This is a genomic window from Pseudarthrobacter sp. CC4 (assembly GCF_048957775.1).
GTDB lineage: Bacteria > Actinomycetota > Actinomycetes > Actinomycetales > Micrococcaceae > Arthrobacter.
This window is the reverse complement of the sequence record NZ_JARCCZ010000027.1, coordinates 31,825-47,204: the sequence shown is the minus strand read 5'-3', so window position 1 is coordinate 47,204 and position 15,380 is coordinate 31,825. Positions and strand designations below refer to the sequence as shown.

General features: G+C 67.0%; 12 protein-coding genes. 4 read left to right on the top strand and 8 right to left on the bottom strand.

The features are described 5' to 3' along the window. Positions 1 to 30: 30 nt before the first annotated feature. Entirely contained in the window at positions 31 to 2,523 is a 2,493-nt protein-coding gene (locus tag PV768_RS17810; RefSeq protein ID WP_421093732.1) for an ATP-dependent DNA ligase, read from the top strand. Positions 2,524 to 2,652: 129 nt separating this feature from the next. Here the strand turns inward: PV768_RS17810 and PV768_RS17805 are convergent, their stop codons facing one another. Then, positions 2,653 to 2,913, bottom strand: a complete 261-nt coding sequence (locus tag PV768_RS17805; RefSeq protein ID WP_421093731.1) for a hypothetical protein — start codon at positions 2,911 to 2,913, stop codon at positions 2,653 to 2,655. Positions 2,914 to 3,432: 519 nt separating this feature from the next. Between PV768_RS17805 and PV768_RS17800 the strand changes: the two genes are divergently transcribed. Further along, positions 3,433 to 5,064: an MFS transporter gene (locus PV768_RS17800; protein WP_157239547.1), complete on the top strand. Its 1,632-nt coding sequence runs from the start codon at positions 3,433 to 3,435 to the stop codon at positions 5,062 to 5,064. Positions 5,065 to 5,290: 226 nt separating this feature from the next. After that, on the top strand, positions 5,291 to 6,400 hold the full coding sequence (locus PV768_RS17795; protein ID WP_421093730.1) for an FUSC family protein: 1,110 nt from the start codon (positions 5,291 to 5,293) through the stop codon (positions 6,398 to 6,400). Here PV768_RS17795 and PV768_RS17790 read toward each other — a convergent pair. From PV768_RS17790 to PV768_RS17770, 5 genes are all read right to left on the bottom strand, one after another. Next, positions 6,350 to 7,156 (bottom strand): SDR family NAD(P)-dependent oxidoreductase, encoded by an 807-nt coding sequence (locus tag PV768_RS17790; protein WP_421093729.1) that lies wholly within the window; start codon positions 7,154 to 7,156, stop codon positions 6,350 to 6,352. The genes PV768_RS17795 and PV768_RS17790 overlap by 51 nt on opposite strands. Before the next feature lie 68 nt (positions 7,157 to 7,224). Continuing rightward, positions 7,225 to 9,114 (bottom strand): IucA/IucC family protein, encoded by a 1,890-nt coding sequence (locus PV768_RS17785; RefSeq protein WP_421093728.1) that lies wholly within the window; start codon positions 9,112 to 9,114, stop codon positions 7,225 to 7,227. Beyond that, positions 9,111 to 9,680: a GNAT family N-acetyltransferase gene (locus PV768_RS17780; protein ID WP_421093727.1), complete on the bottom strand. Its 570-nt coding sequence runs from the start codon at positions 9,678 to 9,680 to the stop codon at positions 9,111 to 9,113. The genes PV768_RS17785 and PV768_RS17780 overlap by 4 nt, the downstream gene beginning before the upstream one ends. Beyond that, positions 9,677 to 11,047 (bottom strand): lysine N(6)-hydroxylase/L-ornithine N(5)-oxygenase family protein, encoded by a 1,371-nt coding sequence (locus PV768_RS17775; RefSeq protein WP_421093726.1) that lies wholly within the window; start codon positions 11,045 to 11,047, stop codon positions 9,677 to 9,679. Before PV768_RS17775 ends, PV768_RS17780 begins: the two co-directional genes overlap by 4 nt. Continuing rightward, the gene (locus tag PV768_RS17770; RefSeq protein ID WP_421093725.1) at positions 11,044 to 12,714 is read right to left on the bottom strand and encodes a pyridoxal phosphate-dependent decarboxylase family protein; all 1,671 of its coding nucleotides are present in this window, start codon (positions 12,712 to 12,714) and stop codon (positions 11,044 to 11,046) included. Before PV768_RS17770 ends, PV768_RS17775 begins: the two co-directional genes overlap by 4 nt. Before the next feature lie 331 nt (positions 12,715 to 13,045). Between PV768_RS17770 and PV768_RS17765 the strand changes: the two genes are divergently transcribed. Continuing rightward, positions 13,046 to 13,363, top strand: a complete 318-nt coding sequence (locus tag PV768_RS17765) for a hypothetical protein (protein ID WP_421093724.1) — start codon at positions 13,046 to 13,048, stop codon at positions 13,361 to 13,363. A gap of 89 nt (positions 13,364 to 13,452) precedes the next feature. On the opposite strand, the gene PV768_RS17760 is transcribed toward PV768_RS17765, so the two are convergent. Then, complete coding sequence (locus tag PV768_RS17760; protein WP_157239560.1) at positions 13,453 to 13,782, bottom strand: GNAT family N-acetyltransferase; 330 nt, start codon at positions 13,780 to 13,782, stop codon at positions 13,453 to 13,455. Between the two features lie 236 nt (positions 13,783 to 14,018). Continuing rightward, complete coding sequence (locus tag PV768_RS17755) at positions 14,019 to 15,332, bottom strand: acyltransferase family protein (RefSeq protein WP_421093723.1); 1,314 nt, start codon at positions 15,330 to 15,332, stop codon at positions 14,019 to 14,021. Positions 15,333 to 15,380 lie beyond the last annotated feature (48 nt).

Here is a 15,380-nt window from a genome sequence, read left to right as displayed (position 1 = left end):
AACATCACGCAACGCCGGAGGTGAAGCCCCGTGCCCGCCGCTAAGGAGCGTGTCAGGGTGGCAGGGCGGGAACTGACCCTCACCAATCTGGACAAGATCATCTATCCGGAGACGGGCACCACCAAGGCGGACGTCCTGGCCTACTACGCCGCCGTGGCCCACGTCCTGATCCCGGCGGCGTACAACAGGCCGGCCACCAGGAAGCGTTGGGTGAACGGCGTCGGGACCGCCGATAAGCCCGGCGAGGTGTTCTTCCAGAAGAACCTTGAGGACTCGGCTCCGGGCTGGCTCCCCCGGGCAGCCATCACCCACAAGGACCGCACCATCTACTACCCGATGGTCAACGACCCCGCCACCCTTACCTGGTTCGGGCAGATCAATTCCCTGGAAATCCACGTTCCGCAGTGGCAGGTGGACTCCCACGGCAACCAACTGAACCCCGACCGGCTGGTCCTGGACCTGGACCCCGGCGAAGGCGCCGGCCTGGAGGCGTGCGTTGAAGTAGCCCTCCTGGCGCGCGCCATCCTCCAGGACGTGGGCCTGGACCCCGTGCCGGTGACCAGCGGCAGCAAGGGCATCCACCTGTACGCCGCCCTGGACCGGAGCCAGACCTCTGACCAGGTCTCCGGCTTCGCCCGCGAACTTGCCAGGGCCCTTGAGGCCGACCACCCGGACCTGGCCGTCAGCGACATGAAAAAGAGCCTGCGCAAGGGCAAGGTCCTGGTGGACTGGAGCCAGAACAATGCAGCCAAGACGACTATCGTGCCGTACTCGCTGCGTGGCCGCCCCACCCCCATGGTGGCTGCGCCCCGGACCTGGGAGGAGCTCGGCTCCCCCGGCCTCAGCCACCTGGACCATAAGGCGGTGATCCGGCGCGTGCAGGAAGGCAAGGACCCGTTCGCCGCCGTCGATAACGCCGGCAACGACCCCCGGCTGGAGAAGTACCGCTCCATGCGTGATCCCGGGAAGACTCCGGAACCCTTCACGGGCACGGCCGGCAGCGGGAATACCTTTGTGATCCAGGAGCACCACGCCAGCCGCCTGCACTATGACTTCCGCCTGGAGCATGAAGGAGTGCTGGTGTCCTGGGCACTGCCGAAGGGGGTGCCTGAGTCCGGCGGCAAGAACCACCTGGCAGTGCAGACCGAGGACCATCCCCTGGACTACGCGGGCTTCGAGGGGACTATTCCCAAAGGGGAATACGGCGCCGGCGAGGTAACCATCTGGGACCACGGGACGTATGAGCTGGACAAGTGGATCAACGGCAGGGAAGTCATTGCCACCCTCACCGGTTCGGAAGGAGGAGGGCTGGGCGGGACCAGGAAGTTCGCGCTTATCCACACAGGGCGGGGGCAGGGAAGGGATTCCGAGGGCCAGTGGCTTATCCACCTCATGGAGCCCGGGCGGCCTGGCGGACGACGGCGGCACGCACCGCCGCGGGAAGGACAGGAGGAGGCTCCGGCTAGGGAGTCGGCCCACGAGGAGCCACACGGGGCGCCGAACCACCACGAGCCGCGCCACGATGAGCTGCGCCAGGAGGCACGGGATAAAGACGTTGCGGTGCGGCCCGGGGACTACAGGCCCATGATGGCCACCTCCGGAGACGCCGCCGACCTGCAGGGCAGCAACTGGCAGTTCGAACTCAAGTGGGACGGGGTCCGCGCCATCCTCGTGGGAGACGAAAGGACGGTACGGATATTCAGCCGCAACGGCAACGATGTCACCAGCACCTACCCCGAACTCGTGGACCGGGCCTGCTGGCCGGCCCGGCCGTTCGTTGCCGATGGTGAGATCGTGGCCATCGGCGCGGCGGGAAGGCCCGACTTCGGGCTCCTGCAGGGAAGGATGAAGCTCACCCGGCCCGCCGACGTCGCACGGGCCCGGGTTGCCATTCCCGTGCAGCTGATGCTTTTCGACCTGCTGCACGACGACGGAACGGACCTCCGGAGGCTGCCGCTCGCCGAGCGCCGGCAACGGCTGGAGGACTTCTTCACCGCATCGGGCTGCCCCGCGGGGCTTTCTCCGGTCCTCGAGGACCGGGTGGACCACATCCTGGAGAGTGCCCGGGAGCTGGGCCTCGAAGGGGTGATGGCCAAGCGGACCGACAGCCGGTACGTGAGCGGGCAGCGGACCCGTACCTGGATCAAGCTGAAGGTGGAACAGACGCAGGAGGTTGTGGTGGGCGGCTGGCGCCCGGGCAAAGGCGGGCGGGAAGACACCGTGGGCTCACTGCTGGTGGGCATTCCGGACGGGACGAAGCTGCAGTACGCGGGGCGGGTGGGCAGCGGTTTCAGCGGGAGGGAACTTGCCGAACTGCGGCAAACCGTGGAACGGCTGGCCCGGAAGACCTCGCCGTTCCTGGACGTTCCGCGCCCGGATGCCGCCGACGCGCACTGGATTGCCCCCGAACTTGTCGGCGAAGTGACCTACAGCGAGTGGACGGGAACCGGGAGGCTGCGGCATCCCGTGTGGCGGGGCTGGCGGCTGGACAAGGACCCGGCGGAGGTTGTGCGCGAAGGCTGAGCCGGCCGGCCACTCGCGAAGAAGGCCAGATTGATCCGGGACACGCAAAAGGCCTGGCGCACCGGATTTCGGTGTCGCCAGGCCATGTACGCGTCGCCAGGCAGGATGCGCGTCCTAAAGTGTCCGGGCCTAGGACGAGTGCGGCATCTGCGGCCGGCTGGTGCGGTGGATCGCCGTCACTGCGGCTCCCTGCCCTATCCGGCCGTGGCCCGCATCCCGCTCTTTCGGGTGCCGGCGCTTTCCGTATCCATCCGGCCAGGTGTGCTGCCCGGTTCCCCCCAGTGGGGCAAGGGGCGCTTCGGCACCCGGCATGTCCGGAGTGTCCATTGCCGCGGCGAGGTGGTCCGCAACCTCCGGATTGATGGGGAATTCACGCTTTTCGTCAGCCATTTGTTCTTCCCTTCCACAGATGAAGTGCTATCGAGAGTGGCCAAAACCGGGCCCCGGCAAAAACTTTCGAAGCGGCCCGCGGTGGCTTGGCCGCAGGCGTCCCCTACCTGAAAGAAAGTGTTTCCATGGAACAACCTTAGGGACGCACACGGCACCTGTGAACCCCCTCCGCCTGGGCCGGCAAAAGTGCCCCTGGACCGCGGCCCGGTGTGCGCCCGGGAGGTCCGGCCCGGCGTGGTCCCGGTCACTTTCAGCGCCATCTTGGGACAGATTCACGGGGGTGTGGCGCATAAAACGAAAAAGATTGGGTAACGATGGGCCTGGTCCCGCCGCATGCCAGTAATGGCGCGGGAAAAGCCGGGAAAAGAATTCGGGTAAACCTGCCGGATACGGCTGCCAAACGGGTGATCCTACGGCATAAACCACGCAGGCGCTACGGCATTCGCGTAAAATTGAAGGCCTGCCCGGAGCGGCGCAGCTACAAGTCGCAAGCAAATGACCTCCACAGGAGTTGCCCAAATGCCCACAGACCGAAGCACGACAGACTCTTCCGCAGGCGTCAACAGCGCCTCTGGAACCAACCCAGCTACACCCCCTGGCGCCCCGTCGTCGGCTCTTACCAAAAGCCCGCGCAAGCCTAAGCTGCTCGCGCGGCGCCGGCTCAAGGAATCGGACGTCAACGTCGTCAACCAGCCCATGCTGAAGAAAGCCCTCGGCGGCACCATCGTGGGCAACACCATGGAATGGTACGACGTCGGCGTGTTCGGCTACCTCATCACCACCATGGGTCCGGTCTTCCTGCCGGAGTCGGACCCCACCACCCAGACGCTGTTCCTGCTGGGCACCTTCGCCGCCACGTTCATTGCCCGCCCCCTGGGCGGCGTGATCTTCGGCTGGATGGGCGACAAGATGGGCCGGCAGAAGATCCTCGCCGCCACGCTGATGCTGATGGCAGCGAGCACGTTCGCCATCGGCCTCCTGCCCGGCTACGCCCAGATCGGGCTGTGGGCCGCAGGCCTGCTGGTGCTGCTGAAGATCGTCCAGGGCTTCTCCACCGGCGGTGAATACGCCGGTGCCACCACGTTCGTCAGCGAATACGCCCCGGACAAGCGCCGCGGGTTCTTCGCCAGCTTCCTGGACCTGGGCAGCTACATGGGCTTCGCCATCGGGGCCGCCCTGGTCTCGGTCCTGCAGCTGACGCTCGGCCAGGCAGCCATGGAGGAGTGGGGCTGGCGTATTCCGTTCCTGGTGGCCGGGCCCCTGGGCCTGATCGCGGTCTACTTCCGGAGCAAGATCGAGGAGTCCCCCCAGTTCCAGGCCACCCTGGATGCCCAGGAGGATCTCGCGAAGCATGCGGCGTCATCCGACCAGGCAACGGCGAAGGGCCCGGTGGGCATCGTCAAGGCCTACTGGCGCTCCATCATTGTTGCCATGATCCTGGTGGCCGCAGCAAACACCGCCGGCTACGCGCTGACGTCCTACATGCCCACCTACCTCACGGAGTCCAAGGGTTACGATCCGGTGCACGGCACCCTCCTGACCATCCCCGTGCTGGTGGTCATGAGCCTCTGCATTCCGCTGACCGGAAAGTTGTCGGACCGAATCGGCCGCCGGCCCGTCCTGTGGATCGGCGCAGTCAGCACAGTGGTCCTGGCCACTCCGGCTTTCCTGCTGATCGGCATCGGCGAGATCTGGTCCACCCTGGCCGGCCTGGCGCTGATCGCATTCCCTGTGACGTTCTACGTCGCCAACCTGGCCTCCGCCCTCCCGGCGCAGTTCCCCACCTCCAGCCGGTACGGGGCGATGGGCATCGCGTACAACTTCTCGGTGGCCATTTTCGGCGGCACCACTCCGTTCATCGTGGCAGCCCTCATCAGCGCCACAGGCAACGACATGATGCCCGCGTACTACCTGATGGGAACCTCCCTGGTGGGTGCCGTGGCCATCTACTTCCTCAAGGAGTCGGCCCAGCGCCCGCTGCCCGGGTCCATGCCCAGCGTGGATACCCAGGCCGAGGCACGCGAACTGGTTGCCACGCAGGACGAGAACCCGCTGCTCAACCTGGACGAACTCCCGTTCGAGACCCAGGACATCACCGATGCGCGCGACGCCGATGCACGCGAGGCCGACAAGGTTCCTGCCGGCGCCTAGTCGCACTCCGGCGGAACCGGTCCTGCCGGTCCGGAGCCCCGTCTTGCGGCCCACGCCCAGAAGGCCCGCCCTCGTGTTTCCTTGGAGGAAGCACGAAGGGGCGGGCCTTTGGCGTACCGGCCGGAATGACGTTCCGAGTCCTGCGCCGGGCAGTGGAAATGACGGGCCCTACCCCACGGTGATAACTTCCAAAAGGCCGTACTGGAACAGCAAGAGGTGATGAGTCATGGAACGCGTCCTCGTGCAGGTGCGCGCGCTCCATCGGCTGGAACCGGCCAACAATGACCATTTGGCGGCGTTGCGCGTTGCCCTCAGCGTTGCGGTTCCGTCACTCCTGCTCCTGGCCACAGGTCGTTCAGACCTCATGATTTATGCCGTCTTTGGTGCCCTGACCGGCATGTACGGGCGCTCCGAGCCGCACCAGCTCCGGCTCCGGCACCAGTCCCAGGCCGCCGTCGTCCTGCTGGGCGGTGTGGCGGTGGGCGTGTTCCTGTCCGTCAACCATCTCCACTCGTGGTGGCTCGTGGGAGTGGAGGCCGTCCTCGCCGGCGTCGGATCCCTCTTCGCGGACCGCGTGCGGCTCAAGCCCAACGGACCGTTCTTCGGGATCCTCGCGCTGGGAGCCTGCGCCTCAGTGCCCACTGTGGTTCCGTGGCAGGTGGCCATGCTGATCGCCACAGGGTCTGCCGCGTTCTCCATGCTGGTGGGCTTCGGCGGCTGGGTCCGCCGCAGGTCCTGGCAGCGCGGCGCCGTCCGGGCTGCTCCGGCCGTGAGCCCCGCCGGGCACCGGGAGATGCTGGTGCATGCCTCCCGGTACGTCCTGGCAGTGGGTGCGGCCGGCACTGTGGGCGTCCTGACGGGCAGCGGGCATCCGCACTGGGCCATGGCCGCGGCTGCCGTGCCGCTGGCCGGGGCCGACCTTCCGAGCAGCGTCCGGCGGGGCATCCACCGGATCGTGGGGACGTTCGTGGGACTGGGGGTCACCGCCGCCGCCATTCTTCCGGTGCCCTGGTCCTTGGCGGGCCTGTTCCCGGGCCGGCAGGCCGTGGTGCTGGCGCTCCTGGTGATCCTCTTCCAGTTCACCACCGAGCTGTTCATGACCCGCCACTACGGCCTGGCCATGGTTTCCTTCACGCCGGTCATTTTGCTGATGACCCAGCTCGCAGCCCCCGCCGATCCGGCGGTCCTGATCCTGGAGCGCGCTGTGGAGACCATGGTGGGGGCGCTGGTGGGAATCGGCGTGGTGGTGGCTGTCCGGCGGGCGGGGTCGCGCCCGCCGTCAGCATTACTCGGGTTTCCGTCCCTGTTTCGGCTTCCGCGGCGGCCCCGCCATTAGCTTTGCCGGCGCCACCCGGGCAACGGCCGCCACCACCTTGTACCTCTTGGAGGGGATGGACACCGCCTTGCCCCGGGCATTGTCCGCCAGGCCTTCCCGCACCACCCGCTCGGCATGCAGCCAGGCCCAGGACGGCGCCACCGATTTGTCCATGCCCATCCGGTCGTGGAACTCCGTGTGGGTGAAGCCCGGGCACACCGCGGTGACCTTGATGCCCTGTCTGCCGTAGGCCAGGTTTGCCCAGCGGCTGAAACTCACCAGCCAGGCCTTCGCCGCGGAGTAGGTGCCCCGCGGCAGGAAAGCGGCGATGCTGGCCACGTTGATGATCCGGCCCTCGCCCCGCTCCAGCATGCCTTTGAGCGCGGCATGGGTAAGCTCCATGGCGGTTTCCCCGTGCAGCTTGAGGTGTTTCTTCTCCTCCGAGATGTGGTTGTCCTCGAAGTTGTGCAGCAGGCCGATTCCGGCGTTGTTGACGAGGATCCCCACCGGACGCCGCGCATCGGACAGGCGTTCGACGACGGCGGCCACGCCGGCGTCGTCCGTCAGGTCTGCGGGAAGCACCTCGGCAGTGGTTCCGTAGCGCCGTTCCAGGCCCGCCGCTGCTTCCTCGAGGCGGGCCCGGTTCCGCGCAACCAGCACCAGGTTGCAGCCCTGGGCGGCCAGCTGGCGCGCGAACTCGGACCCCAGCCCCGCGCTGGCCCCCGTGACGAGGGCTGTTGTCCCGGAAAGATCCTGCTGGGGGTGCGGCGTGGTCATGCTGCAAGCCTAGCGAGGCGCCGATCTCCCGTCCCGGTCCACTGTCCGTGTGGTGCCAGGCGTGGTCCTCAGGCGAACCTCGCCAGCGGATTGGCCAGGCGTCCTGCCATCTGCAGCCCGCCGGACGGGTCTGCCAGGTCCAGCATCTGCTGGTTGTTGCGCAGCTGCAGCCGGTTCAGGCAGGACAGCTCGAAGTCGGCGGCAAAGAGGTCATGCCGGGCGAACTGGCCGGCAAGTTCCGGATGCTGCCCCTGGTAGTCCTTGACCGCAGCGGCGGCAATCCGCCAGAAGTCGTCCTGGCCCAGTCTTCCGTCCCCGTCCAGGAGCGCGGCCAGGAAACGGAAAATGCAGTCAAAGATGTCCGTGAAGACGGCCAGCACCTTCTGGCCGTCCGGGATCTCCGCCCGGATCCGGGATACATCCTCCGGCAGGTCCAGCCGGTCCCCCATCACCACGATTTCCTCGGCGATGTCCTTCATGACGGCCCTGACGGGTACGCCGTTTTCGAGCACCAGGATCACGTTCTCGCCGTGCGGCATGAACGCCATCTCATACCGGAAGAGGCAATGAACCAGTGGAACCAGGTAGGCCTCGAAATACCGCCGCAGCCAGTCCCCTGCCGGCAGGCCGGAGCGCTCGATGAGCGCCGAAACCATGGGCCTGCCGCTCGCGTCAACGTGCAGGAGCGAGGCCATGGTGGCCAGCTGCTGCCCGTCCTGCAGCAGCGGCAGGGGGCTTTCGCGCCATAGGGCGGAGAGCATCTTCCGGTACGGCGAACCGCCCGCAGCGCCTGCCTCGTAGTAGCCGTTGTGGTAGCCGATGGCGGCGACCTCGCCGATCATGGTGAACCCGCGGCGCTGAAGTGCATCGTCCGCCTCGATCAGGTGCCGCAGCCAGTCGTTGATGGCCGGGGTGGCCTTCATATACTCCGGCGACAGCCCGCGCATGAAGCCCATGTTCAGCACGGACATGGCCGTCTTGACGTAGTGGCGGGCGGGGTCGCTGGTGTTGAAGAAGGTCCGGATCGACTGCTGCGCCTGGTAGCTGTCCGTCCCGGCGCCCAGGTGGACGATGCGCTGCCGGGCGATCTCCGCCGCGAACGTGACCGTGAGCTTGTTCTCCCACTGCCAGGGATGTACCGGCATGAGGAAGTACTGGTCCGGATCGAGATCCTGCAGCTGCAGTTCAGCGGTGAAGGTGCCCAGCAGGGATCCGAGTTCGGCCTGCAGGTGCGCCCGGTAGTCCAGCCCTTCCGATGCAGTGAAGGCGGCGCGGGTGCGGTGAACGGCGATCCACTCCAGCTGCACCGGGGCGCCCGTTTCCGGTGCGAAGGCGTGGTAGTCGCTGATGCCGAAGCCCAGGCGGCCGTTATTGGCAACAAAGCAGGGGTGGCCCTCGGTCATGCTGCGCTCAATGGCCTGGAAGTCGGCCGCCGGGTCCTCGCCGCCGGTGATCCCTGCGGCGAGTTCAGCCGCCGTCGGCTGGCCGGCCCACTGCTTGTAGGCGTGGCTCGCCAGGGTGCTGCCGACCTCCTCGAGGTAGACGGGGAGCATCTGGAGGTTGATGCCCAGCATTCCGTGGAACCCGGTGATGAACTCCAGCACGTCCAGCGGCGCCTCGGTGCCGCCCCGGAAGTGCCGGATGGAGCCGGGATCGATGGCCCAGTGGTCCATGCTTAGGATCCGGGCGCTGAACTGGTACTCGGAGGTGCCGTCATCGCTGCGGACCCGGTAGCGGCCGCGCCCGTCCGCCCCGGCCCCGCCAGGCTTACCTCCCACCGGTTCCGGGGTGAGGATCCGTTCGTGGGAGAACTCGGCGAGTGCCTTGCGGAGCAGGTGCCGGTTGGCGTTGTCCCACCTTTCGCCGGTGAGATGCGGTACAGGGCCGGGATGCGGTGCAGGGCCGGCGGAGGGCTGCACGGGGGTGGTTGTGGCGGCGGGATCGAGATCGATAGTCATAGTGGTGCTCCCTGGGTTACGGGCGGAAGGGCGGGCAGAAGGGACGTTCGGGCGGCCAGGTAATCGTCGCGGCTGCAGAAACTCAGCAGCGCGTCCTTGTCCGGAAGGGTGACCGCCCCGGCGGGCTGGAAGCCCAGGCGTTGATTCAGGGCGTGGATCCTGGTGTTCCGGATATCCGGCTCCACCACAATGCGGTCCACTCCCGGCGTGCTGAAGAGTCGTGCCAGGACGGCGTCCATCACCGCGGCGGTGTAGCCGCGCACGGGTGCGGCCGACGGCGGGGCCACCAGCAGGTGCATCCCCACGTCCCCGGGAAGGACGGGGTACACAGCGGCCAGCGGCGAGGACGCGGGAAGGTACTCCTCCATCAGGAAGGCGGGGACGCCGCCGTCGAGCCCCAGCACCGCGCGGTGGTGGCCGCTCGCTTGGATGTTCCTGTATTCCTGCACCACGTCCTCCACGCTGGCGGACAGCATGCCCCAGAACGAGGCGTAGGGCTGGGTCACCCAGCTGTGAAGGAGCGGCGCGTCGGCTTCGGCGTCGAGGCAGCGGAAGGTGAACGTCATGCCGGCACCGGTCCGCAATCCAGCGGGGAGCCAACCGCAGCCGGCGGCCCGAACTGCTGGAACGCAATGCTGCGCTCCACGGGGTACACCTCGCGGCCGGTCATTTCGCGCAGGATGCAGGAGTTGCGGTAGGCGCCCATGCCCAGGTCCGGGGTGGCGAACCCGTGGGTGTGCAGCTCGGCATTCTGGACGAAGATCTCGCCGGGTTGGACGCCGGTGCTGTAGTTCCGGTCCACGGCGAACCTGCCCGCGCTGTCCCGGTCGATGCGGTCCCGGATGCCGGCGAGGAAACCTGGTTCCTGGTAGCCGTAGCCGGTGGCGAGCACCACCGCTTCGCTGTCCAGCGTGTAGGACGTGCCCTGCTCCGCGTGTTCCAGGTGCAGGGTGTGGGTCCCGGCCTCGGGGTTCCAGTAGGCAGCGGTCAGGCTCGAGTGGGTCAGCAGCCGGGTGTCCACCATTCCGGAGATGCTCTTGGTGTAGAGCAGGTCGTAGATGGCGTCGATCAGGTCCGAGTTGATGCCTTTGTAGAGGTTCTTCTGGGCCTTGTTCAGGTAATCGCGCTGGTGCTGCGGGAGGGCGTGGAAGTAGTCCACGTACTCGGGCGAAGTCATCTCAAGCGTCAGCTTGGTGTATTCAAGCGGGAAGAACCTGCCGGAGCGGGTCACCCAGTTCAGCTGGTACCCGTGGGCGTCCGATTCCTGGAGCAGTTCGTAGTAGATCTCGGCGGCGCTCTGGCCGCTGCCCAGGATGGTGATGCTGCGCTGCTGCTGCAGTTCTGCCTTCCGCGCCAGGTAGTCGGCGGTGTGGAGGACCGCTCCCCCGGCTCCCGCACGTGAATCGGCCACGATCCCTGCCGCAGCCCCGGGCACGTACGGGGAGGTGCCCGTGCCCAGCACCAGCCGCCGCGCCAGCAGCACCTCATGCCCTCCCGGACCGGAGACGGAAAGCCTGTACACGCCGTCGTCGTGCGTTACGTCCAGCACAGCTGTGCCAAATCGGACGCCGGGCAACTGCCCGGCCACCCACTGGCAGTACTGGTTGTACTCCGCCCGCAGCGGGTAGAAATTTTCCCGGATGTAGAACCGGTAGAGCCTGCCGGCCTGCTTGAGGAAGTTCAGGAATGAGTATGGCGAGGTGGGATCGGCCAGGGTGACGAGGTCGGCCATGAAGGGCACTTGCAGGTGGGCCGGCGCCAGCATCATCCCGGGGTGCCAGTCAAAGGATTCCCTGCGTTCCAGGAAGATGCCGTCCAGCCCTTCCACCGGTTCAGCCAGCGCCGCGAGGCCCAGGTTGAAGGGCCCGACGCCGACCGCGGCAAAGTCGTAGATCCTGCGCCTGCCTGCCTTTTGGGTGGCGGTGTTGCTCATGCGGTCGCCTCGCTGCGCAGCAGCCCGGCGCCCGTGCGGCGCAGGAAGTTGATGATGCCGGAAATGTCCTCCAGCGTGGCCTCGGCGTTGAGGAGCGTGAACTTCAGGTAGTGCCGGCCGCCCACCGTGGTTCCGGCAACCACCGCTTCCCCGGAGGCGAAGACCGCCGCCCGGATGGCCGGGTTGAGGGCATCCGCCGCGTCCTCGCTGATCCGGTCGCCGCTGTCCAGGCGGGGCCGGTACCTGAAAACCAGGGTGCTGAGCCGGGGCGGGGCGGCGAGTTCGAAGGCGTCGTCGGCGGCGAGGAGCTTGCCCACACGCGCGGCGAGGTCGATGGCTTCGTCGAACAGGGCGCCGATGGCGTCCGCGCCCATGATGCGCAGGGTGAGCCACAGCTTCAGGGCGTCAAACCGGCGGGTGGTCTGGATGCTCTTGTCCACCTGGTTGGGGATGGCTGCCAGCGCTGCGCTGTGCGGGTTCAGGTAGTCCGCATAGTAGGTGACGTGGCGCAGCATGGTCCGTTCGCGCACCAGCAGGGCGCTGGAGCTGACCGGCTGGAAGAAGGTTTTGTGGAAGTCGACGGTGACCGAGTCGGCAAGCCCTGTGCCGTCAAGGAGGTGCCGGTAGCGGCCGGAGACAATGAGGCCGCCGCCGTAGGCAGCGTCCACGTGGAACCATGCCCCGTAGGCCCGGGCCAGTGCGGCGAGCTCCGGGAGCGGATCGACAGCGCCGAAGTCCGTGGTGCCCGCGGTGGCCACCACCGCCATCGGGGTCAAACCGGCGTCCCGTGCGCCGGCCAGGGCCTCGGCGAGGGCGGCAGGATCCATCCGGTGGTCCGGCGTGCAGGGGACGGTGACGACGGCGTCGAACCCCAGGCCCAGCATTGATGACGACTTCTGGATACTGAAGTGGCTGTCCTCGGACGTGAAGATCCGCAGCGTGTCCAGCAGCGCCGGAAGCCGGAGCCCGGCGCGGGCAGGGTCCTGCCGCAGGCCGGCAACGGCGTGGTTGCGGGCGATCAGCAGGGCCTGCAGGTTGGACTGGCTGCCGCCGGAGGTGAAGATGCCGTCCGAGGCGTCACCAAGGTCCAGCCTTTTTGCGGTCCAGTCAATAAGCCGGCGTTCGATCATGGTGGCGCCTGCACTCTGGTCCCACGTGTCCATGGAGGAGTTCACCGCGGACAGGACCGCTTCGCCCACCAGCGCCGGGATGACCACGGGGCAGTTAAGGTGGGCGGCGTACCTGGCGTCGTGGAAGTACACGGCATCGCGCAGGTACACATCCTCGAGTTCCTGGAGGGCGGCGGCCGTGTCCGGCAGGGGTCTTTCGAGGTCCACGGCGCCTACGCGGGCCTCCAGTTCGGAGGGTCCGACGCCGGTGAACGGCCGGGCGGTCCGCTCAAGTTTCGTGGCAACGGCCGTTACGCCCTGCAGCACCTGGGCCACATACCGCGGCGAGTTGCGTGCGTTGAGGAGGTGGTTGCTGGCCGCCAGCGCGAGTTCCACACGCGAGCCGAAGTCCCTGCCGCCAGGTTCCTGAACTGGGGTCTGATGGTTTGGCCGGTCATGGTTTGGCCGGTCATGGTTTGGCCGGTCATGGCTCGTCGCTCCATTGGTGTTGGGCGGGTCATCCATGTCCAGCTCGTCAAGGCGGGGCAGCAGCGGCACTGGTTTTCCTTCGGTCGGCATTACATCGAACAAAGGCAAGCCTTACTTAGGTAACCCTTTTAATCAAACTTTTGTGATGTATTTAGCGAAGGAGTCGTGAAACTGCCCTGCGCGGGCCCCTTTCGGCGTCATTGACTGGCAGCCGGGGCAGTCCTGCTGCAAAATAACCGGCCAGCCGGAAGCGGGCAAGATGCACTGAGGGCGCAAGCGTCAATTTGGCGAACAATTAGTAAGCATGCTTTGCTTATGGGGTAAATGAACCTCCGCAAGCAGTTCGCGGCGGGGCTGCCAACGCCGGCAGCTTCGTGAAAGAAGCCCAAGGATGAACATCATGACCAGCGTTATTGAAGACCAGCTTACGGTGCCCGGGGAGCCTGACGCAGGAGCAGAATCTTCTTTGGGCGTCACCCGGCCCGCGGATATGGGCTTGCTGGTCACACTCAATTCACGGATGCACTGCCGGGCGCCGATGCAGCTGGTAGATCCGGAAGCACTCCCTGTTCGGATGCCCGTTTATGTGGACGGAACCTCGGTGATCCCGGTGGGCATGGGCCTGGGAGCTGCTTCCGAGCACGTGGAGACGTACCGCTGTGCCTGCGGCTTCACCATCGACGTCCCGGTCCTCGCCGAACACGCACTCGCCAGCTGACTGCTGGGAAACGCCCCTCGGCGGGCTCCCCGACGGCGCTGGATCGGCTGGTCCCCCTCAGCCGTCCGGCTCAAGTGTTCAGGAGCGGATCAGCTGTCCGGCCAATCCACGTATTGCTCGTACCCCTCGTGCTTACGAAGGTAGCCGGCGATGAACGGGCAATGCGGAATGATCCGCTTTCCTGACGCCACCACGTCGTCGAGCGCAAAGTGGGCCAGGACACGTCCCAGTCCCTGCCCTTCGAATTCCTCGCCGGTCTCCGTGTGGGAGAAGTCTATGTGGCCCGGCAGGTCCCGGTAGAAGGACTGGACGGCGAGGACATCACCCACGTGAAGCTCATAACGGTGCTGCGCATCGTTGCGCCGCACAGAGACGTCGGGGGCGAACTTATCCTCGCTGGACATCGTGTTCTCGGTCATGGTTCGACACTGGCACTACTTCACTCCGCTGGCAATGCCTCCGCCCCGGTGTCCTGCCCGGCCGGAAGGAGTCCGGTGCGTTGGAGCCAGGACTGGATGTCAGCTCCCGCTTCGCGGACGGTGGTTCCGAGCCCGCTCTCAGTTGTTCCGCCGACGCCATGACGGGCATGCAGCCCGGCGAAGCCGCCCGGGCCGCGATTCCTCCGGCCAAGTAGTTGGGCTAGCGGGAAGTTTGGCTAGCGGGACATTTCCGTTGCCGTGGGAGCGGATCCGGTCCGCAGCGGGCGCCGCACCCCGTGAAGCAGCACCAGTGCCAGGAGGAAGCAGGCTGCCCCGGCCCCCAGCAATCCCAGCGTCAGCCCATTGATTGCGGCCCCTACCGCGGCGGGGGTGAAGACCACCACGACGGCGGCCGCCACCGCCATGGCGGGCGGACGGCGGCCCTGAAGTGCCGCCGTCGGCCGATCCTCCAGGCGGCCGAACGCCGCCACCGCCGGAAGCAGCAGCAGGAGCAGTGACAGCAGGACCACGGGGCGCGACCACCACCACTCCGCGGTTCCGGCGGCGGGCTTGGGGACGGAGGTGAGGAGGAGCAGGCCTGACATTGCCACCAGCAGGGGAAGGTGCCACAGGTACACGGTCAGCGAACGGCCGCCCGCCACCCGAAGCAGCGTCCGTACCCATCCGAGGGAGCAGAGCGGAACCAGCGCAGGCCGGGCAAGTTCGATCAGGGCGGCCTGCGAAATACCCAGGAGGAAGAGGGTCAGGTTCGGCGGGTTGAGGTTCACCAGCATGTTCCCGGAGTACAAGCCCAGGGCAGCGACGAGGCCGAGCAGGAGGTTCGCGGCGAGGATGAGCGCCAGCAGGCCGGACTTGGAGAGCCTGGCGAAGCGGCCGTCGGCGGCCAGGAACCCCAGCTGCTGCACCGCACACCAGAGGAATACCAGGTTGGCATATGCGAGCAAGGGCAGCGTTCCGCGAAGGCAGTCCACGGCCACCACGAGGGCAGCAAGGACCCCAATAGCCAGCCACGGGCTCCGCGCATGGAAGGCGGCCAGGAGCGGAATGGAAAGCTGCGCCGCCAGGTACGCCGCGAGGAACCAGAGCGGCATCCCGGCCCCGGCTGCCATCAGCTCCACCACCTGCGGATGCACGCCAAGCAGCCCGGCCATCCAGAGCCCAAGGAACATTACCGCCAGCAGGGCAGCGGCGGGGCGCACCATCCGCAGGAGCCGTGCCTGGAGGAACTCAGCGGCGGTGCCGCCCCCGGCCTTGAGCCGTTGCCAGGACTGCAGGCCCGTGGTGCCGCCGGCAACAAAAAACAGCGGCATGACCATGAACACCCAGATCACGGGTTCAAACCAGTCCTGCTCGGCCAGGGTGTTGTGGGTAGTGACCGTTCCGTCCGGATGCAGTACGGGGCTACCCATCATGGAGTGGCCGACCACCACCAGTGCCAGGCAAAAGAACCGGACGAGGTCAAGCACCTCGTCGCGGGTGCCCGCCGGACCGGGCTGCGAAGATGTCCCCTGCTCCTGTGCGCCGCCCATGTTCATTCCTTTGCGGTAACTGCTCGTTACAGCTCCATTGTGCGCCCG